The sequence below is a fragment of the Enterobacter sp. PL_is379 genome, assembly GCF_055817355.1.
Genome location: NZ_JBVPGT010000020.1, coordinates 55,148 through 74,332 on the forward strand (window position 1 = coordinate 55,148; position 19,185 = coordinate 74,332).

Here is a 19,185-nt window from a genome sequence, read left to right on the forward strand (position 1 = left end):
GTTTTCCCTATGTAACTCTTACGTAATTTTCTTACGTGTATGCGATTACATTCACATTCCTTCCGATAAAATCACCAGTCTTTAACCTTTTCGGAACATTTTCCCCACCCAAAAAGCGATTCCTGCGATAATCCGCCTGCGCTGTGACTGGAGTCGCAGCGTTTTCCGTTAGTAAGGGTTTTGTCCAGATGCATGAATCTATGAGCCCCGTCGCGGTAAACAACCCCAGAAAAACCCTACAATTTCAGGCAGTACATATTGGCTAAGGAGCAGTGATATGCGTGTTACTGGTTTAACCCCGCAAGATCTCAAGGCTTATGGTATTCACGACGTCCAGGAAATCGTCTACAACCCCGACTACGATACGCTGTATCAGGAAGAGCTCAATCCAGCACTGGAAGGATACGAGCGTGGTGTGTTGACGAATCTTGGTGCTATCGCCGTCGATACCGGTATCTTTACCGGTCGTTCGCCGAAAGATAAGTATATCGTCCGAGACGAAACCACCCGCGATACGCTGTGGTGGGCTGACAAGGGCAAAGGGAAGAACGACAATAAACCGCTCTCTCCGGAAACCTGGCAGCACCTGAAAGGGCTCGTCACCCATCAACTTTCCGGCAAGCGTTTGTTTATTGTCGACGCTTTCTGCGGCGCTAACGCCGACACCCGTCTCTCCGTACGTTTTATCACCGAAGTGGCCTGGCAGGCGCATTTCGTGAAAAACATGTTTATTCGTCCAACCGACGAAGAGCTGCAGGATTTCACCCCTGATTTCATCGTGATGAACGGTGCGAAATGCACCAACCCACAATGGAAAGAGCAGGGTCTGAACTCCGAAAACTTTGTTGCCTTCAACCTGACCGAGCGTATCCAGCTGATCGGCGGTACCTGGTACGGCGGCGAAATGAAGAAAGGGATGTTCTCGGTCATGAACTACCTGCTGCCGCTGCGGGGCATCGCCTCCATGCACTGCTCGGCGAACGTCGGTGAAAAAGGCGACGTGGCGGTCTTCTTCGGCCTGTCCGGCACCGGGAAAACGACTCTGTCCACCGATCCAAAACGTCGTCTGATTGGCGATGACGAACACGGCTGGGATGACGACGGCGTATTCAACTTTGAAGGCGGCTGCTACGCGAAGACCATTCGCCTGTCTGAAGAGGCCGAGCCGGATATCTTCCACGCGATCCGTCGCGATGCGCTGCTGGAAAACGTCACCGTGCGTGCCGACGGCTCCATCGACTTCGACGATGCGTCGAAAACGGAAAACACCCGCGTCTCTTACCCGATCTACCACATCGACAATATCGTGAAGCCGGTGTCAAAAGCGGGTCATGCCACGAAGGTTATTTTCCTGACGGCGGATGCGTTCGGCGTGTTGCCTCCGGTGTCTCGCCTGACGGCCAGCCAGACGCAGTACCACTTCCTCTCCGGTTTCACCGCCAAGCTGGCGGGTACCGAGCGCGGCGTGACGGAGCCAACCCCAACCTTCTCCGCCTGCTTCGGTGCGGCCTTCCTGTCGCTGCACCCGACGCAGTATGCTGAAGTGCTGGTGAAACGCATGCAGGCATCCGGCGCGCAGGCATACCTGGTGAACACCGGCTGGAACGGCACCGGCAAACGTATCTCCATCAAAGATACCCGCGCCATTATCGACGCCATTCTGGATGGTTCTCTGGACGACGCCGAAACCTTCACTCTGCCGATGTTTGACCTGGCGATCCCAACGTCGCTGCCGGGTGTGGATACGCATATCCTCGACCCGCGCAATACGTACGGTTCGCCGGAGCAGTGGCGTGAGAAAGCGGAATCGCTGGCGAAGCTGTTTATCGAGAACTTCGAGAAGTACACCGATACCCCGGCGGGTGCTGCGCTGGTGAGTGCGGGTCCAAAACTGTAGTCCATGTCGGGTGGCGGCTTCGCCTTACCCGACCTACAAAAAAGGGTGGCTCGTGCCACCCTTTTTTCAACTCTCTTTCACCTGCCCTCGCGTCACCGGAACCGGCAACCAGGCGCGAATGCTCAACCCACCCCGCTCGCTGGTACCAATCTCCAGCAACCCGTTATGGTTATCCACAATACGCTGCACAATCGCCAGGCCTAAGCCCGTACCGCTGGTGCTGCGCGCGCTGTCGCCGCGCACAAACGGCTGGAACAGATGCTTACGCTGCTCGGGCTTGATGCCCGGACCGTCGTCTTCCACCTGGAACCAGGCGCGGTTGAGCTCAGAGCCGCTGCTGACCTTAATCCAGCCGTTGCCGTAGCGCGCCGCATTAACCACCATGTTGGCCACCGCGCGCTTAATGGAGAGCGGGTGCATACGTACCTGGATCTCGCCCGCCTGAAGGTCGGTATCGATCTCGCGCTCGTAGCCGCTTTCCGCCGCCACCACTTCGCCCAGCACCGCGTTCAGATCCGCCATCTCCATCGGCATCTCCTGACCGGTGCGCAGGTAGTCGATGAACTGCTCGATGATGGCGTTACACTCTTCGATGTCCTTATTGATGGACTCGGCAAGATAACCGTCCTCTTCTCCCATCATTTCCGTCGCCAGACGGATACGCGTCAGGGGGGTGCGCAGGTCATGGCTCACGCCCGCCATCAGCAGCGTACGGTCATCCGCCAGCTGCTTCACGCCTGCCGCCATATGGTTAAACGCGCGCGTCACCGAGCGGACTTCCGAGGCGCCATACTCGCGTAGCGGAGGAGGAATAATCCCTTTACCGACCTGCAGCGCAGCGTGCTCCAGGTCGACCAGCGGTCGGTTCTGTATACGGATAAATAGCCACGCGCCGCCTATCGCCAGCAGCATAATCGCCAGGGTGTAGCGGAACAGCGGCGAGAAGTCGCCCTGATGGATTTCGGTCAGCGGGACGCGCACCCAGATATTGGGTGACAGCCAGGTTTTCAGCCAGACGACGGGCGAGCTCTTGTTGACCTCAACGCGCACTTCCGTCGGGCCGCCCAGCTGCTGCGCCATCTGCTGGCTGAGAAATTCATAGTGCTGTGCCCAGCGCAGGCCCGCATCTTCCGCCGCTTCATTCGAGTAGAGCGAAATACCCAGTTCACGGTAGATTTCACGGCGAAACGCCGGGGGAACGACGAGCTGCGTGCCGTCCTCCAGCTGCAGTTTATCGGTCATCAGCATACGGACTTCGTAGGCCAGGACCTTATTAAACTGCTGGAGGCTCGGCAGGATCGCAAAGTTCAGCACCACCAGATAGGTCGTCACCAGGCTGACGAACAGCAGGGTGACGATCAGTAACAGGGTGCGGGCAAACGAGCTACGCGGCGAGAAGCGCATTCGCCTCATGCTTTAGAGCCGTCCGGGACGAACACGTAGCCCAGACCCCATACGGTCTGAATATAACGAGGATGCGCCGGATCTTCTTCCACCATGCGGCGCAGGCGGGAGATCTGCACGTCAATAGAGCGTTCCATTGCGGAGTATTCGCGACCGCGCGCCAGGTTCATCAGCTTGTCACGGGAAAGCGGTTCACGCGGGTGGCTGACCAGCGCTTTCAGGACCGCAAACTCGCCGCTGGTGAGCGGCATTGGCTCGTCTTCACGGAACATCTCGCGCGTACCGAGGTTCAGCTTGAACTTGCCGAAGGCGATGACGGCTTCTTCCTGCGACGGCGCGCCAGGCAGTTCGTTCGCCTGACGACGCAGCACGGCGCGAATACGCGCCAGCAGTTCACGCGGGTTAAACGGTTTTGGAATATAGTCGTCGGCGCCGATTTCGAGGCCCACGATACGGTCAACTTCTTCTCCCTTCGCCGTCACCATGATGATCGGCATCGGGTTGCTCTGGCTGCGCAGACGGCGGCAGATAGAAAGCCCGTCTTCGCCAGGCAGCATCAGGTCGAGAACCATCAGATGGAAAGATTCACGGGTCAGCAGACGGTCCATCTGCTCAGCGTTCGCGACGCTACGAACCTGGAAGCCCTGCTCGGTCAGATAACGTTCCAGCAGCGCACGCAGGCGCATGTCGTCATCCACGACCAGAATTTTGTAGTTCTCTTGCATTGTGTGTACTCCCAAAGGTTCGGATAGTCTTTGTAACAGCGTATTCTAAAAAAGTGCACGTATTCGACCAGCTAATTCTGGTATAAATTCTAGTCGAAATTGTTACAAAGCATATTTAACAGCAGCTTATCTGCTCATTTCATCACATAAATCATTATTAATCCTGTCTGTTACACTGTGTGGTACGTATTGTGCGCAAGACAGAAAACCGGCAGCAAAGGCTTTACCATGAAAACGCCCCTGATCACCCGCGAAGGGTATGAGAAGCTCAAAAAAGAGATGGATTACCTCTGGCGCGAAGAGCGTCCTGAGGTGACCAAAAAAGTGACCTGGGCCGCGAGCCTGGGCGATCGCAGCGAAAACGCTGACTACCAGTACAACAAAAAGCGGCTGCGCGAAATTGACCGCCGGGTTCGCTATCTGACGAAGTGCCTCGAGAATCTCAAAATTGTCGATTACTCCCCGCAGCAGGAGGGCAAAGTGTTCTTCGGCGCGTGGGTGGAGATTGAAAACGACGACGGTGACACCCTGCGCTTTCGCATTGTCGGCTACGATGAAATTTTTGGTCGTAAGGATTACATCTCCATCGACTCGCCGATGGCTCGCGCGCTGTTGAAAAAGGAAGTGGGCGATCTGGCCGTCGTGCAGACCCCAGCCGGCGAAGCCAGCTGGTACGTCAATGAGATCGTCTACGTAAAATAGTCCGAGAGCGCCCTCCCCGGCTGGCATTTTGCCGTGTCAGCCCGTATAACTATCCCCTGATTTTTGACCCACAAGATGATAAAGCCATGATGAAAGATTCGCTCTGCCGCATTATTGCGGGTGATATTCAGGCCAGAGCCGAACAGGTAGAAGCTGCCGTTCGCCTGCTTGATGAAGGGAACACCGTGCCATTTATTGCGCGCTATCGTAAGGAAGTCACCGGCGGTCTGGATGACACGCAGCTGCGTAACCTGGAAACCCGTCTCGGTTATCTGCGCGAACTGGAAGAACGTCGTCAGGCGATCCTTAAGTCCATCGGCGAACAGGGCAAGCTGACCAGCGAACTGGAAAGCGCCATCAACGGCACCCTGAGCAAAACCGAACTCGAAGACCTCTATCTGCCGTATAAACCGAAGCGCCGCACGCGCGGACAGATTGCGATTGAAGCGGGTCTTGAGCCGCTGGCCGACCTGCTGTGGAACGAACCGTCCCACGATCCGGATACCGAAGCGGCGAAATTCATCGACGCCGACAAAGGCGTAGCGGATACCAAGGCCGCCCTCGACGGCGCGCGCTATATTCTGATGGAGCGCTTCGCCGAAGACGCCGCCCTGCTCGCCAAAGTGCGTGATTACCTGTGGAAGAATGCCCACATCGTCTCTACCGTCGTCGCGGGTAAAGAGGAAGAAGGCGCGAAATTCCGCGACTACTTCGATCACCACGAACCGATCTCTACCGCCCCTTCCCACCGCGCGCTGGCGATGTTCCGCGGCCGCAACGAAGGCGTGCTGCAGCTCTCCCTGAACGCCGACCCGCAGTTTGACGAGCCGCCGAAAGAGAGCCACTGCGAGCAGATTATCATCGACCATCTTGGCCTGCGCCTGAACAACGCCCCGGCGGACAGTTGGCGCAAAGGCGTGGTGAGCTGGACCTGGCGCATCAAGGTGCTGATGCACCTCGAAACCGAGCTGATGGGCACCGTGCGCGAGCGCGCCGAAGATGAAGCGATCAACGTCTTCGCCCGTAACCTGCACGACCTGCTGATGGCCGCCCCTGCTGGCCTGCGCGCCACCATGGGTCTCGATCCGGGTCTGCGCACCGGTGTAAAAGTCGCTGTGGTTGACGGCACCGGCAAGCTGGTGGCGACCGATACCATTTATCCGCACACTGGCCAGGCAGCGAAAGCGGCCGTGGTAGTAGCGGCGCTGTGCGAAAAATACAACGTAGAGCTGGTTGCCATCGGCAACGGTACGGCCTCACGTGAGACCGAGCGTTTCTACCTCGACGTGCAGAAGCAGTTCCCGAAAGTGACGGCGCAGAAAGTGATCGTCAGCGAAGCGGGGGCATCCGTCTATTCCGCATCCGAGCTGGCGGCACAGGAGTTCCCGGACCTGGACGTTTCCCTGCGCGGCGCGGTCTCGATCGCTCGCCGCCTGCAGGATCCGCTGGCGGAGCTGGTGAAGATCGACCCGAAATCCATCGGCGTGGGCCAGTATCAGCACGACGTGAGCCAGACTCAGCTGGCACGCAAGCTGGATGCTGTCGTGGAAGACTGCGTTAACGCCGTCGGCGTTGACCTGAACACCGCCTCCGTTCCGCTGCTGACCCGCGTGGCGGGCTTAACCCGCATGATGGCGCAGAACATCGTCGCCTGGCGCGACGAGAACGGCCAGTTCCAGAACCGTCAGCAGCTGCTGAAGGTGAGCCGTCTGGGGCCAAAAGCCTTTGAGCAGTGCGCGGGCTTCCTGCGCATCAACCACGGCGATAACCCGCTGGATGCCTCTACCGTTCACCCGGAAGCGTACCCTGTGGTGGAGCGTATTCTGGCCGCCACCCAGCAGGCGCTGAAAGATCTCATGGGCGACAGCAGCGCCCTGCGCAATCTGAAAGCCGTTGATTTCACCGATGACAAATTTGGTGTCCCAACCGTTACCGACATTATCAAAGAGCTGGAAAAGCCGGGCCGCGATCCGCGTCCTGAGTTCAAAACGGCGACCTTTGCTGACGGCGTGGAAACCATGAACGACCTGCTGCCCGGCATGGTGCTGGAAGGCGCGGTGACCAACGTCACCAACTTTGGCGCGTTTGTGGATATCGGCGTGCATCAGGACGGTCTGGTCCATATCTCCTCCCTTGCCGACAAGTTCGTTGAAGACCCGCACACCGTGGTCAAAGCGGGCGACATCGTGAAGGTCAAAGTGCTGGAAGTGGACCTGCAGCGCAAGCGTATCGCCCTGACCATGCGTCTGGACGAACAGCCTGGCGACGCCAACGCGCGCCGTGGCGGAAACGGCGGTGGCCGCGAGCAGCAGCGTCCGGCCGCGAAAGCGGCAAAACCGCGCGGACGTGATGCCCAGCCTGCAGGCAACAGCGCGATGATGGATGCGCTGGCGGCAGCGATGGGTAAGAAACGCTAAACCCTCACCCTAACCCTCTCCCCACAGGGGAGAGGGAATAATAATATCGTGCCGTAATATATGAAACCGATTGCACATCCATATTTAAACCACCAATTATCACCCCGTTAACAAATCCTCTCCTTTTCGTTTTCCAGGCATTTCAGCAAATATTGAGCAAGGTCAAAAAGGCCGTAAATTAATATCGCAAACAACATTCCGTCACAGTTTTAATATTGCTGATAAAAACTATTCTCATTATCATCCCATAGTAGATAATTTAACCTTTCGTGGAATCAGGCGTTATGCAATTCACTCCAGACAGTGCATGGAAGATTACCGGTTTTACCCGCGAAATTAGCCCGGCCTATCGGCAAAAGCTGCTGTCGCTGGGCATGCTGCCCGGCTCGTCCTTTCAGGTCGTACGCGTGGCGCCGCTAGGTGACCCGGTTCATATCGAAACCCGCCGCGTGAATCTGGTGCTGCGTAAGAAAGACCTCGCGTTAATAGAAGTCGAAGCCTTATCCCGATAACAAGCCAGCGGTTTCAGTGAGTCTAAAAAATGAAAAAGTTAACTATTGGCTTAATTGGCAATCCTAATTCCGGCAAGACTACGCTTTTTAACCAGCTGACTGGAGCCCGCCAGCGCGTGGGCAACTGGGCGGGCGTGACGGTTGAGCGTAAAGAGGGCCAGTTCACGACAACGGACAATCAGGTAACGCTGGTCGACCTTCCCGGCACCTACTCCTTAACCACCATTTCGTCGCAAACCTCGCTCGATGAGCAGATTGCCTGCCACTATATTCTTGGCGGCGACGCGGACCTGCTGATCAACGTGGTCGATGCCTCCAATCTCGAGCGTAACCTTTATCTGACGCTGCAGCTGCTGGAGCTGGGGATCCCCTGCATCGTGGCGCTCAACATGCTCGACATTGCGGAGAAACAAAAGCTGCGCATCGACGTCGATGCCCTCTCCGCGCGCCTGGGGTGCCCGGTCGTTCCGCTGGTCTCGACGCGCGCTCGCGGTATTGATGCGCTGAAGCTGGCCATTGACCGTCACGCAGGAAATCGTGACATTGAGCTGGTGCATTACGCGCAGCCTCTCCTGCGCGAAGCCAATTTGCTGGCGCAGGAGATGGACAACAGCATGCCTGCGAAACAGCGCCTGTGGCTTGGACTGCAGATGCTGGAAGGGGATATCTACAGCCGCGCTTACGCCGGGCATGCGGCCGATAAGCTGGACGTGACGGTGGCCCGGCTTAGCGACGAGCTGGACGACCCGGCGCTGCACATTGCCGACGCCCGTTACCAGGCCATCGCCTCGATTTGCGACGTTGTCAGTAACGCGCTGACGGCGGAACCTAGCCGCTTTACGGCGGCGGTGGATAAGGTTGTGCTTAACCGCTTCCTAGGTTTGCCGATCTTCCTGCTGGTGATGTACGTGATGTTCCTGCTCGCCATTAACATCGGTGGCGCGCTGCAGCCGATTTTTGACGCCGGTTCCGTCGCGGTCTTCGTCCACGGGATCCAGTGGGTGGGTTACACCCTGCACTTCCCGGAATGGCTCACCATCTTCCTCGCGCAGGGGATCGGCGGCGGTATCAACACCGTTCTGCCGCTGGTGCCGCAGATCGGCATGATGTATCTGTTCCTCTCGTTCCTGGAAGATTCCGGCTACATGGCGCGCGCCGCGTTCGTGATGGATCGTCTGATGCAGGCGCTGGGCCTGCCGGGTAAATCCTTCGTCCCGCTGATTGTCGGCTTCGGCTGTAACGTGCCGTCGGTGATGGGCGCACGCACCCTGGATGCGCCGCGTGAACGTCTGATGACCATCATGATGGCGCCGTTTATGTCCTGCGGTGCCCGGCTGGCGATCTTTGCGGTCTTTGCGGCAGCCTTCTTTGGCCAGCAGGGCGCGCTGGCGGTCTTCTCGCTGTATGTGCTGGGCATCGTGATGGCGATCCTCACCGGTCTGATGCTGAAGCACACCATCATGCGCGGTGAAGCGTCACCGTTTGTGATGGAGCTGCCGGTGTACCACGTGCCGCATCTGAAAAGCCTGGCGATCCAGACCTGGCAGCGCCTGAAAGGCTTTGTGCTGCGCGCCGGTAAGGTAATTGTCATTGTCAGCATTTTCCTGAGCGCGCTGAACAGCTTCACCCTCAGCGGGCAGGCGGCAGATAACATCAACGACTCTGCCCTCGCTTCCGTCAGCCGCGTCATCACGCCGGTCTTCAAACCGATTGGCGTGCATGAGGATAACTGGCAGGCAACCGTCGGGCTGTTCACCGGCGCGATGGCAAAAGAGGTGGTTGTCGGTACCCTGAACACGCTTTACACCGCTGAGAACATTCAGGAACAGGAATTTAATCCAGCAGAGTTTCATCTCGGTCATGAGCTGCTGGGTGCCGTAGAGGAAACCTGGCAGAGCCTGAAGGACACCTTCAGCCTGAGCGTGCTGGCGAACCCGATTGAAGCGAGCAAAGGCGACGGCGAAATGGCGACGGGTGCCATGGGCGTGATGGGCGAGAAATTTGGCAGCGCGTCCGCGGCCTACAGCTACCTTATCTTCGTTCTGCTCTATATTCCGTGCATCTCGGTGATGGGGGCGATTGCCCGCGAGTCCAGCCGCGGCTGGATGGGTTTCTCCATCCTGTGGGGGTTAAACATTGCCTACTCGCTGGCGACGCTGTTTTATCAAACCGTTAACTTCAGCCAGCATCCGCGCTACAGCCTGGTCTGCATTCTCGCGGTTGTGCTGTTTAACGTGGTAGTGCTCGGTCTGCTGCGGCGGGCACGCAGCCGCGTCGATATCGACCTGCTGGCAAACCGTAAAACCGCCGCGACCTGCTGCAGCAGCCCGGCGGGCGACTGCCACTAAGGAGTACACCACATGGCATCGTTGATTCAGGTTCGTGACCTGCTGGCGCTACAGGGGCGGATGGAGGCGAAACAGTTGAGCCTCAGCCTGCATACGCCGCAGCCGATGATCGATGCCATGCTGGAAAGACTGGAAGCCATGGGGAAAGCCGTGCGGATTCAGGAAGACGCGGACGGCTGTCTCTCCGGCAGTTGTAAAAGCTGTCCGGAAGGAAAGGCCTGCCTCAGGGAGTGGTGGGCACTGCGCTAGTAAAGCCAGGCATCGCTGCCCGGCTTTATCGTATTACTTGTAGACGTCCGCCGTTGCGCGTACGTTCTTCGTGTCTTTGTTTGCACTGGTTACCACGTAGTACGTCCCACCCAGTTCATCCGCTTTCTTCGACAGCTCTCTGCGAGCATCCATCGGCGCGGTAGTATCAGACGTAGAGATCTCACCAACTTTGGTCAGATTCATGCCGGCAACTTTATCTTTTTCCAGCTCTTTTGCCGCAAAGACGCCAAATGAAAGTGACCCAATAACCAGAGAAGTGACAATACCTGTAACAAGTTTCATAACCTGACTCTCCATAGGATTGTTGTTTTGATTATCGTAAGCAGAACAACCGCAACGACATCTGGAGTATGGTTGCGGTGTGTAACTTTTTCCAGGCTGGATAGAAAATAATCAGTCGAAACGTTGACTTAACGCAATGAGCGCTGAACAAAACTCCGCCGGATGAGAGATGAACGGGGCATGTGCAGCTTTGGCAACGATCTGCGATTCGCTGTTCGGCCAAAGTGAATCCAGGAGTGGAACCACCTTGCGCGGCACAATTCCGTCGAGGTAACCGTAGATACGCAGGTGCGGCAGCGTCAGGGCGGCCAGCGGCTCTCGCAGGTCAACGGTTTTCAGGAGCTCAAGACCACCGTTAAGCACCTCAACCTCCGGCATCGGCAGCGACAGCACGGTCTGCTTCAGCGTGCGGGCATCCTTACGGGCGGTTTCAGTTCCCATCGTCTGCAGGGCGAGGAAGCGCTCTACGGTCCGCTGGAAATCTTCGCTCAGCTGCTGCTGGAATCCCGCCAGTACCTCGGGTTTTATCCCCGGCCACGCGTCCTGCGCGCTAAAACAGGGCGACGACGCCACCGTCACCAGCGCTTGTACGCGGTCTGGTCGCGACAGCGCAATCTGGCTTGCCACCAGCCCGCCCAGGCTCCAGCCCAGCCAGACAGCGTTTTGCGGCGCGGCGTCCAGAACCTGCTGCGCCATCTCATCAAGCGACAACGCGCCATATCCGCGGCTGCGGCCAAAGCCGGGTAAATCTACCAGATGCAGTGTGAAATGCGAGGCGAGTTCCTCACGTATGCAATGCCATATCTCCGCATTCAGGCCCCATCCGTGCAGCAGCACAAGATGGCAATTTCCTGTCCCTACAGTCTGCCACCACAGCGTCTTCATCAGTTACTGTTCTCTTTTTTTTCACATGGAGGTTGCACATGCTAACAGTACCTGGGTTGTGCTGGCTATGCCGAATGCCGCTGGCGCTCAGCGAGTGGGGCGTCTGCTCCGTCTGTACGCGTTCGCTGGAATGGCGTATCGGGATCTGTCCACAATGTGGTTTACCGGCCACAAATTCCTCTTTGCCCTGCGGCCGCTGCCTGAAGAAATCCCCGCCGTGGAGCGCGCTGGTGGCCGTAGATGATTATGTTCCACCGCTAAGCAGGCTGATTCACGCGCTGAAGTTTTCCGGGCAGAGCTCGCTTGCACCGCCCCTTGCCCGCCTGCTATTGCTGGCGGTTTTGCAGGCACGGCGTCATCGCGCACTGCCGAAAATTGACAGGGTGGTGAATGTCCCCTTATACCGACATCGGCACTGGCGGCGCGGCTATAACCAGAGTGACCTGATCTGCCGTCCCCTCGCACGGTGGCTCGGCTGTCGGTATGATGCCAGCGCGCTGACGCGTGTTCATGCCACCGCCATCCAGCATCAGCTCAGCGCGCGACTTCGCAAAAGAAACCTCAAAAATGCCTTTCGCCTTGAATTACCGGTCGACGGTCTCCATATCGCGATTGTGGATGATGTCGTCACCACGGGCAGTACTGTTGCTGAACTTTCCCGACTGCTTTTGCGAAGCGGCGCCGCGTCGGTTCAGGTATGGTGTCTGTGCCGTACCTTGTAGCCCTTCTTCAATGGGCGTATGATTATACCCAGGTAATTTAGTCAACTATTAGGCCAAAGCTATGATCCGTATTTCCGATTCTGCACAAGCGCACTTTGCCAAACTGCTGGCAAATCAGGAAGAAGGGACGCAGATCCGCGTGTTTGTGATTAATCCAGGCACTCCGAATGCAGAATGTGGTGTTTCTTATTGTCCTCCGGACGCTGTGGAAGCCACCGACACTGCCCTTAAATTTGAACAGCTCACCGCCTACGTTGATGAGCTGAGCGCACCGTATCTTGAAGATGCGGAGATCGACTTCGTCACCGATCAGCTGGGTTCTCAGCTGACCCTGAAAGCGCCGAACGCGAAAATGCGTAAAGTGTCTGACGATGCCCCGCTGATGGAGCGCGTCGAGTATCTGCTGCAATCCCAAATCAACCCACAGCTGGCGGGCCACGGCGGTCGTGTTTCCCTGATGGAAATCACGGAAGATGGCCTGGCGATCCTGCAGTTTGGCGGCGGTTGTAACGGTTGTTCAATGGTCGATGTCACCCTGAAAGAAGGGATCGAGAAGCAGCTGCTGAACGAGTTCCCGGAACTGAAAGGCGTGCGTGACCTGACCGAGCACCAGCGCGGCGAGCACTCCTACTACTGATTCAGTGCCCGTCTGTATTGCCCGGTGGCGCTGCGCTTACCGGGCCTACAAAACCCTGCTCCCCCTCTTCGTTCCCCTCTATATGTTGACCTGCGTCTCATAATTCACATTTTGCCTGCCAGGGTGATTCTCAATCACGTCATGTTACCCGTATCATTCTCATGGGCACTAAGCACACTCATAACAGCCGACTAAACTTAATGGTTTCCAAGGCATCAGTATTAGTGCCGTTACTTCTCTGTTCCCAGTTGGGGCAAACGGAATGTGTCGTTGAAACAATGACGTTACCCATAACAATTCAAAGGCCAGGTAAATCATGCCATTAGTCATCGTTGCTATCGGTGTTGTGTTATTACTGCTCTTGATGATCCGTTTCAAAATGAACGGATTTATCGCTCTGGTTCTGGTGGCACTTGCAGTCGGTCTGATGCAGGGTATGCCGCTGGTTAAAGTTATCAGTTCCATCAAAGCCGGTGTCGGCGGCACGCTCGGCAGCCTGGCGTTGATCATGGGCTTCGGCGCTATGCTCGGTAAAATGCTGGCGGACTGTGGTGGCGCCCAGCGTATTGCTACCACGCTTATCGACAAATTTGGTAAGAAGAATATTCAGTGGGCAGTGGTGTTAACCGGTTTTACCGTCGGTTTCGCGCTGTTCTACGAAGTGGGCTTCGTGCTGATGCTGCCGCTGGTGTTCACCATCGCGGCTGCCGCGAGCATCCCGCTGCTGTATGTTGGCGTGCCGATGGCTGCGGCGCTGTCCGTGACCCACGGCTTCCTGCCGCCGCACCCGGGTCCAACCGCTATCGCGACCATCTTCCACGCGGATATGGGTAAAACCCTGCTGTTCGGTACGATTCTGGCGATCCCGACGGTGATTCTGGCAGGCCCGGTTTATGCCCGCTTCCTGAAGGGCATTGATAAGCCAATCCCGGAAGGTCTGTACAGCGCCAAAACCTTCACCGAAGAAGAGATGCCTGGTTTTGGCGTCAGCGTCTGGACCTCTCTGGTACCGGTGATCCTGATGGCAATGCGTGCCGTGGCAGAGATGATCCTGCCGAAAGGTCATGCGTTCCTGTCCGTTGCGGAATTCCTGGGTGATCCGGTGATGGCAACGCTGATTGCCGTGCTGATCGCGATGTTCACCTTCGGTCTTAATCGCGGCCGTTCAATGGATCAGATCAACGACACGCTGACCTCGTCCATCAAAATCATTGCCATGATGCTCCTGATCATCGGCGGTGGCGGTGCATTCAAGCAGGTTCTGGTCGACAGCGGCGTGGACAAATACATCGCGGCCATGATGCATGAAACCAACGTGTCGCCGCTCCTGATGGCCTGGTCTATCGCTGCCGTGCTGCGTATTGCCCTAGGCTCTGCGACCGTTGCGGCGATTACCGCAGGCGGTATCGTTGCTCCGCTGATTGCTACCACGGGCGTGAGCCCTGAGCTGATGGTTATCGCCGTCGGTTCCGGTAGCGTGATTTTCTCTCACGTTAACGACCCGGGCTTCTGGCTGTTCAAGGAGTACTTCAACCTGACCATCGGTGAAACCATCAAGTCCTGGTCCGCGCTGGAAACCATTATTTCGGTGTGCGGTCTGGTCGGGGTGCTGCTGTTGAATATGGTGGTTTGATGTAAAAAAGCCGGGTGGCGCTGACGCTTACCCGGCCTACATTCTATTCCCTCTCCCCCTGGGAGAGGGTTAGGGTGAGGGTGAAACTACCGTTTCTTACCCACCGCCCTTCTGCGCTTGTCCAAATCCTTAATCAGCCTGTTCACCCCGTCATCGGCAAACATCTTCTCAAGCGTGGTGGACAGCTTGCGACGCCAGTTCTTGTACTGATAGCTGGTGCCCGGAATGTTCACCGGCTCCGCCATATCAATCCAGTCTTCCGGCTGCAGGCCCAGCAGGGCGCTGTTGCTGTCGGCAATATAGCGCTGCAAACCACGGTTGAGGGTCGCGGTCATCGACATCAACGACGCCTTATGCCCGGCGCGTTTCGGCAGACAGCCCTGCTTGTGCAGCGCATCCAGCAGCCCCTGCTTAGAAAGCTCGCGATCCTGATACAGGCCGCGCAGAACCTCTTCATCAGGATACAGTCCCAGCGTTTTGCCGAGCGTCAGATCGCCGCTTTCCCAATAGCCACGAAGCGTAGGAAGGTCATGCGTCGTCGCGACTGCCATTGACTGTTCAGGGTACGCTTTCGGCGCGCGGAAGGTTTTCTCATGGTCGTTTTCAAAATAGAGCACTTTATAGGAGTAGACGCCGCTGTCGCGGAGCTTGCTGACAATCTCCACCGGCACGGTACCGAGATCTTCACCGATCACCATGCACTGGTGACGCTTGCTTTCCAGCGCCAGGATCGACAGCAGATCGTCAACCGGGTACTGCACGTACGCCCCGTGATCCGCCGTTTCACCGTACGGGATCCACCACAGGCGCAGCACGGACATCACGTGGTCAATACGCAGCGCCCCGCAGTTCTGCATGTTAGCGCGCAGCAGGTCTATAAACGGCTCGTAGGCGCGCGCCGCCATGACGTGCGGATCCATTGGCGGCAATCCCCAGTTCTGACCGAGCGGGCCAAGGATATCCGGTGGCGCACCCACGGAGGCTTTCAGACAGTAAAGTTCACGATCGCACCAGGTTTCCGCGCCGCCTTCCGCCACGCCGACGGCCAGGTCACGATAGAGGCCGATCGGCATCTTATAGCCCTGGCTCACCTGCCAGCAGGCGGCAAACTGGCTGTACGCCAGCCACTGCAGCCACAGGTAGAAGTCCACCTCATCGGCATATTTTTTACAGAACGCTTTTACTTCCGGCGTGTCGACGGACTGATACGCTTCAGGCCAGACCGGCCAGCCCCAGCGCATTTCGTCCTCTTTCACCTGATACGCGTGCAGCGCATCAAACGCCGCCTGCCAGTACAGGCTCTCGCCCTCCTGCGTCACAAACTGACGGAACGCGGCCATCTGCTCGTCGTCACGCTGCGAAAAGCCTTTCCACGCCAGGCGCAGCGCGGCCATTTTCAGCGCCGTGACGGTGGAATAGTCCACCCAGTCTGCGTCGCGCGCCTGCTTCAGTGCCTGCTGCGTGGTGCTAAGTTTCCACCACGCCTGCGCCTCCTGGCTGTTTTTGAAGTCATCTAAGGCGTTAACGTCGATATAAATCACGTTCAGCCAGCGACGGGACGACGGGCTATACGGGCTGGCGCTCTCCGGGTTGGCGGGATAAAGCGCGTGGATCGGGTTGAGGCCGATAAACGCGCCGCCGCGCTCGCCCACGGATGCCAGCATGTTCTTCAGATCGCCAAAATCACCGATGCCCCAGTTGCTGTCGGAACGCAGGGTGTAGAGCTGCACGCAGGTGCCCCACAGCTTTTTGCCTTCAAGCAGCGCCTGCGGCTCGTAGCAGCGTTTTGGAGCGACGATCACCCGGCAGTGGAAACGCCGATCGTCCTGGGTGAGCGTGAGGGTGTGATAGCCCTCCGGCAGCTTCGCCGGAAGGTTTAACGTTTTGCCGCCGGTGGCGTGACCTTTGTGCTGATGCCCCTCTTCGGTGGTCAGCAGCCAGCTAAACTCGCCGCGCCCCTCCACCGCCAGCGGCATCTTTTTGCCTGCGGTGAATACCTTCACGTTCGGCACCGGCGCACCCGACGCTTTCGCGTCGGTTTTGTGCATAGCGTCCAGCAAACGTCTTTTGGTGTCGGCGCCAATAGACTGCGGTTTGCCGTGAGCATTAATGTAACTGAGGCTGATCCCCGCCGCCTGCGCGGCGCTGTCCAGACGTTTACTCTCCATCGCGCTTCCTTAGCGTTTTGCCTGCCAGATACGGGCCTGATAATCACGGATTGAACGGTCAGAGCTGAACATACCGCAGCGGGCGGTGTTCAGGATGCACGCCCGGGTCCACGCCTCCTGATCGCGATAGAGCACGTCGACCTGCTTTTGCGCTTCGACATAGGCCGTGAAGTCCGCCATCACCAGATACGGGTCACCGCCGTGTTTGTCCATGCTGTGCAGCATCTGGTCAAACGCGTGCTTGTCGCCGTCGCTGTATTTACCGCTTTCCAGCTCCTTCAGCACCGCATCAAGCACTTTGTCTTTCTTACGCCATTTCACCGGGTCATAGCCTTTGGCCTTGATGGCTTTCACCTCTTCCACGGTATGGCCGAAGATAAAGATATTCTCTTCCCCCACCTTCTCGGCGATTTCGACGTTGGCCCCGTCGAGCGTACCGACGGTAAGCGCGCCGTTCAGCGCCAGCTTCATGTTGCCGGTACCGGACGCTTCTTTCCCTGCGGTAGAGATCTGCTCGGAGATATCCGCCGCCGGGATCAGCATTTCAGCCGCCGAGACGCAGTAATCCGGCAGGAACACCACCTTCAGCTTGTCGCCCACTTTCGGATCGCTATTGATCGCCGCCGCCACTTTGTTGATGGCGAGGATGATGTTTTTCGCCAGGTAGTAACCCGGCGCCGCTTTCGCACCGAACAGGAACACGCGCGGCACGCGGTCAGCCTGCGGGTTCTCGCGGATCTCTTTGTACAGCGCCAGAATGTGCAGCAGGTTCAGGTGCTGGCGTTTGTACTCGTGCAGACGCTTGATCTGGATATCGAAAATCGCATTCGGGTTGATTTCAATCCCGGTACGCATTTTCACGAACTCCGCCAGGCGAACCTTGTTCTCCAGCTTGATCGCACGGTACTGCTCGCGGAATTTCGCGTCGTCGGCCTGTTTTTCCAGGTTGATGAGCTGGTCCAGATCGTTGGCCCACTCTTTCTTCAGGGTCTTATCCAGCAGGCTGGCCAGCAGCGGGTTGCACTGCTTGATCCAGCGACGCGGCGTGATGCCGTTGGTCACGTTGTGGAATTTGGTTGGCCACAGCTGGTGGTATTCAGGGAATAGATCTTTCACCACCAGATCTGAGTGCAGCGCCGCCACGCCGTTCACCGCAAAGCCGCTGACTACGCACATGTTTGCCATGCGCACCTGCTTATCGTGAACCACCGCCAGCTTCGCCCAGACCGCTTTGTTGCCCGGCCAGGTTTTATCCACGAGCTTTTTAAACTGGTCGTTAATCTTGTTGATGATCTGCATGTGGCGCGGCAGCAGCGCTTTCACCAGCTTCTCATCCCAGCACTCGAGCGCTTCCGGCATCAGGGTGTGGTTGGTGTAGGCAAAGGTACGGCTGGTGATGGCCCAGGCGTCATCCCAGCTCAGCTGATGCTCGTCGATCAGCACGCGCAGCAGTTCCGGGATCGCAATCGTCGGGTGCGTGTCGTTGAGCTGAATCACTTCGAAGTCCGGCAGCTGCGCCAGCTTGCGGCCCGCCAGGTGATGGCGACGCAGAATGTCCGCCACGGAGCAGGCGCACTGGAAGTACTGCTGCATCAGGCGCAGCTTTTTACCGGCCAGGTGGTTGTCGTTCGGATAGAGGACTTTGGTCAGCTTCTCGGCGTCGATACCCTGCTGCTCGGCGCGCAGGAAATCGCCGTCGTTGAATTTGGTCAGGTTAAACGGATGGGCGTGCTTCGCCTGCCACAGACGCAGCGGCTGCGCCACGCCGTTACGGTAGCCAAGCACCGGCAGATCCCAGGCTTCACCGGTGATGGTGAACGCTGGCTCCCAGAGCCCCTGCTTTGTCACTTTCCCGCCAATGCCAACCTGCACATCCAGCTGCGTGTTGTGGCGGAACCACGGATAGGTATTGCGATGCCAGTCGTCCGGCGCTTCCATCTGATGTCCGTCGGCAAACGACTGACGGAACAGGCCGTACTGGTAGTTCAGGCCGTAGCCAATCGCCGACTGGCCGACGGTCGCCATGGAGTCCAGGAAACAGGCCGCCAGACGTCCCAGGCCGCCGTTGCCCAGCGCCGGGTCAATCTCTTCTTCCAGCAGGTCGGTCAGGTTAATGTCGTGCTCTTTCAGCACATCACCGACTTCCTGATACCAGCCGAGGTTCAATAGGTTGTTGCCCGTCAGACGGCCAATCAGGAACTCCATTGAAATGTAGTTTACATGGCGCTGGCCTTTTACCGGTTTTGCCAGGGGTTGAGCATCCAGCTGCTCTGCGAGCGCACCGCTCACTGCCTGCCACCACTGGTGAGGCGTCATTTCGTTTGCAGCATGAAGGCCAAAACGCTGCCACTGACGCGTCAGGGCAGCCTGGAATTGAGCTTTGTTGAAGGTAGGCTGTGACATAGGGGATCGGCATCCTTTAGAAAGAAAACACAAGTTGGCGCTAGTGTGCCTGGCTCATTTCCCCTCTTCCTCCTCCCGTGGGGGATTAGACAGGGAGGAGTAGCGGGGATGAGCAGAAAAGTGTGATCGAGGCCACTCTCAGAGCATAGTTCGAGTGTGCCCGGAAGATAAAAAAGTAAC

15 protein-coding genes are annotated in these 19,185 nt (G+C 57.6%); 9 read left to right on the forward strand and 6 right to left on the reverse strand.

Annotated elements, in window-relative coordinates; all coding sequences use genetic code 11:
• The first annotated feature begins 277 nt into the window (after nucleotides 1–277).
• Nucleotides 278–1,897 carry a phosphoenolpyruvate carboxykinase (ATP) gene (pckA, locus tag AC0TOY_RS02930; RefSeq protein WP_023309493.1) on the forward strand — a complete coding sequence of 540 codons (1,620 nt, stop codon included), beginning with the start codon at nucleotides 278–280 and terminating at the stop codon, nucleotides 1,895–1,897.
• A 66-nt stretch (nucleotides 1,898–1,963) separates the two neighbouring features.
• Here the strand turns inward: pckA and envZ are convergent, their stop codons facing one another.
• Complete coding sequence (envZ, locus tag AC0TOY_RS02935; RefSeq protein ID WP_008503047.1) at nucleotides 1,964–3,310, reverse strand: two-component system sensor histidine kinase EnvZ; 1,347 nt, start codon at nucleotides 3,308–3,310, stop codon at nucleotides 1,964–1,966.
• Nucleotides 3,307–4,026, reverse strand: coding sequence for an osmolarity response regulator transcription factor OmpR (ompR, locus tag AC0TOY_RS02940; RefSeq protein WP_001157751.1), 720 nt, complete (start codon nucleotides 4,024–4,026; stop codon nucleotides 3,307–3,309). The genes envZ and ompR overlap by 4 nt, the downstream gene beginning before the upstream one ends.
• Before the next feature lie 228 nt (nucleotides 4,027–4,254).
• Here ompR and greB point away from each other — a divergent pair, with 228 nt between their 5' ends.
• The 5 genes from greB (at nucleotide 4,255) to feoC (ending at nucleotide 10,254) form a co-directional block, all read left to right on the forward strand.
• Nucleotides 4,255–4,728 (forward strand): transcription elongation factor GreB, encoded by a 474-nt coding sequence (gene greB / locus AC0TOY_RS02945; protein ID WP_014885539.1) that lies wholly within the window; start codon nucleotides 4,255–4,257, stop codon nucleotides 4,726–4,728.
• Between the two features lie 86 nt (nucleotides 4,729–4,814).
• Nucleotides 4,815–7,145, forward strand: a complete 2,331-nt coding sequence (locus AC0TOY_RS02950) for a Tex family protein (RefSeq protein WP_048989708.1) — start codon at nucleotides 4,815–4,817, stop codon at nucleotides 7,143–7,145.
• A gap of 284 nt (nucleotides 7,146–7,429) precedes the next feature.
• Complete coding sequence (gene feoA / locus AC0TOY_RS02955; RefSeq protein WP_008503050.1) at nucleotides 7,430–7,657, forward strand: ferrous iron transporter A; 228 nt, start codon at nucleotides 7,430–7,432, stop codon at nucleotides 7,655–7,657.
• A gap of 29 nt (nucleotides 7,658–7,686) precedes the next feature.
• Nucleotides 7,687–10,005, forward strand: a complete 2,319-nt coding sequence (gene feoB / locus AC0TOY_RS02960) for a Fe(2+) transporter permease subunit FeoB (RefSeq protein ID WP_473721472.1) — start codon at nucleotides 7,687–7,689, stop codon at nucleotides 10,003–10,005.
• A gap of 12 nt (nucleotides 10,006–10,017) precedes the next feature.
• Nucleotides 10,018–10,254: a [Fe-S]-dependent transcriptional repressor FeoC gene (gene feoC, locus AC0TOY_RS02965; RefSeq protein ID WP_024907906.1), complete on the forward strand. Its 237-nt coding sequence runs from the start codon at nucleotides 10,018–10,020 to the stop codon at nucleotides 10,252–10,254.
• A 33-nt stretch (nucleotides 10,255–10,287) separates the two neighbouring features.
• On the opposite strand, the gene AC0TOY_RS02970 is transcribed toward feoC, so the two are convergent.
• Together AC0TOY_RS02970 and bioH are read right to left on the reverse strand one after the other, a co-directional pair.
• On the reverse strand, nucleotides 10,288–10,557 hold the full coding sequence (locus AC0TOY_RS02970; protein ID WP_024907905.1) for a YdgH/BhsA/McbA-like domain containing protein: 270 nt from the start codon (nucleotides 10,555–10,557) through the stop codon (nucleotides 10,288–10,290).
• 111 nt (nucleotides 10,558–10,668) lie between these two features.
• Nucleotides 10,669–11,442 (reverse strand): pimeloyl-ACP methyl ester esterase BioH, encoded by a 774-nt coding sequence (gene bioH / locus AC0TOY_RS02975; protein WP_090420601.1) that lies wholly within the window; start codon nucleotides 11,440–11,442, stop codon nucleotides 10,669–10,671.
• 38 nt (nucleotides 11,443–11,480) lie between these two features.
• Here bioH and gntX point away from each other — a divergent pair, with 38 nt between their 5' ends.
• From gntX to gntT, 3 genes are all read left to right on the forward strand, one after another.
• The gene (gntX, locus tag AC0TOY_RS02980) at nucleotides 11,481–12,164 is read left to right on the forward strand and encodes a DNA utilization protein GntX (RefSeq protein WP_407820769.1); all 684 of its coding nucleotides are present in this window, start codon (nucleotides 11,481–11,483) and stop codon (nucleotides 12,162–12,164) included.
• 61 nt (nucleotides 12,165–12,225) lie between these two features.
• Nucleotides 12,226–12,801 carry a Fe-S biogenesis protein NfuA gene (gene nfuA, locus AC0TOY_RS02985; RefSeq protein ID WP_003861601.1) on the forward strand — a complete coding sequence of 192 codons (576 nt, stop codon included), beginning with the start codon at nucleotides 12,226–12,228 and terminating at the stop codon, nucleotides 12,799–12,801.
• Between the two features lie 316 nt (nucleotides 12,802–13,117).
• Nucleotides 13,118–14,434 carry a gluconate transporter gene (gene gntT / locus AC0TOY_RS02990; protein ID WP_024907902.1) on the forward strand — a complete coding sequence of 439 codons (1,317 nt, stop codon included), beginning with the start codon at nucleotides 13,118–13,120 and terminating at the stop codon, nucleotides 14,432–14,434.
• 86 nt (nucleotides 14,435–14,520) lie between these two features.
• On the opposite strand, the gene malQ is transcribed toward gntT, so the two are convergent.
• Together malQ and malP are read right to left on the reverse strand one after the other, a co-directional pair.
• The gene (gene malQ / locus AC0TOY_RS02995; protein ID WP_473721473.1) at nucleotides 14,521–16,602 is read right to left on the reverse strand and encodes a 4-alpha-glucanotransferase; all 2,082 of its coding nucleotides are present in this window, start codon (nucleotides 16,600–16,602) and stop codon (nucleotides 14,521–14,523) included.
• A gap of 9 nt (nucleotides 16,603–16,611) precedes the next feature.
• Nucleotides 16,612–19,005, reverse strand: a complete 2,394-nt coding sequence (gene malP / locus AC0TOY_RS03000; protein ID WP_473721474.1) for a maltodextrin phosphorylase — start codon at nucleotides 19,003–19,005, stop codon at nucleotides 16,612–16,614.
• Nucleotides 19,006–19,185: the final 180 nt, after the last annotated feature.

Bases quoted from the DNA above. Each gene is read 5' to 3' on its own strand.
- pckA (WP_023309493.1), top strand. From the start codon at position 278: ATGCGTGTTACTGGTTTAACCCCGCAAGATCTCAAGGCTTATGGTATT.
- envZ (WP_008503047.1), bottom strand. From the start codon at position 3,310: ATGAGGCGAATGCGCTTCTCGCCGCGTAGCTCGTTTGCCCGCACCCTG.
- ompR (WP_001157751.1), bottom strand. From the start codon at position 4,026: ATGCAAGAGAACTACAAAATTCTGGTCGTGGATGACGACATGCGCCTG.
- greB (WP_014885539.1), top strand. From the start codon at position 4,255: ATGAAAACGCCCCTGATCACCCGCGAAGGGTATGAGAAGCTCAAAAAA.
- AC0TOY_RS02950 (WP_048989708.1), top strand. From the start codon at position 4,815: ATGATGAAAGATTCGCTCTGCCGCATTATTGCGGGTGATATTCAGGCC.
- feoA (WP_008503050.1), top strand. From the start codon at position 7,430: ATGCAATTCACTCCAGACAGTGCATGGAAGATTACCGGTTTTACCCGC.
- feoB (WP_473721472.1), top strand. From the start codon at position 7,687: ATGAAAAAGTTAACTATTGGCTTAATTGGCAATCCTAATTCCGGCAAG.
- feoC (WP_024907906.1), top strand. From the start codon at position 10,018: ATGGCATCGTTGATTCAGGTTCGTGACCTGCTGGCGCTACAGGGGCGG.
- AC0TOY_RS02970 (WP_024907905.1), bottom strand. From the start codon at position 10,557: ATGAAACTTGTTACAGGTATTGTCACTTCTCTGGTTATTGGGTCACTT.
- bioH (WP_090420601.1), bottom strand. From the start codon at position 11,442: ATGAAGACGCTGTGGTGGCAGACTGTAGGGACAGGAAATTGCCATCTT.
- gntX (WP_407820769.1), top strand. From the start codon at position 11,481: ATGCTAACAGTACCTGGGTTGTGCTGGCTATGCCGAATGCCGCTGGCG.
- nfuA (WP_003861601.1), top strand. From the start codon at position 12,226: ATGATCCGTATTTCCGATTCTGCACAAGCGCACTTTGCCAAACTGCTG.
- gntT (WP_024907902.1), top strand. From the start codon at position 13,118: ATGCCATTAGTCATCGTTGCTATCGGTGTTGTGTTATTACTGCTCTTG.
- malQ (WP_473721473.1), bottom strand. From the start codon at position 16,602: ATGGAGAGTAAACGTCTGGACAGCGCCGCGCAGGCGGCGGGGATCAGC.
- malP (WP_473721474.1), bottom strand. From the start codon at position 19,005: ATGTCACAGCCTACCTTCAACAAAGCTCAATTCCAGGCTGCCCTGACG.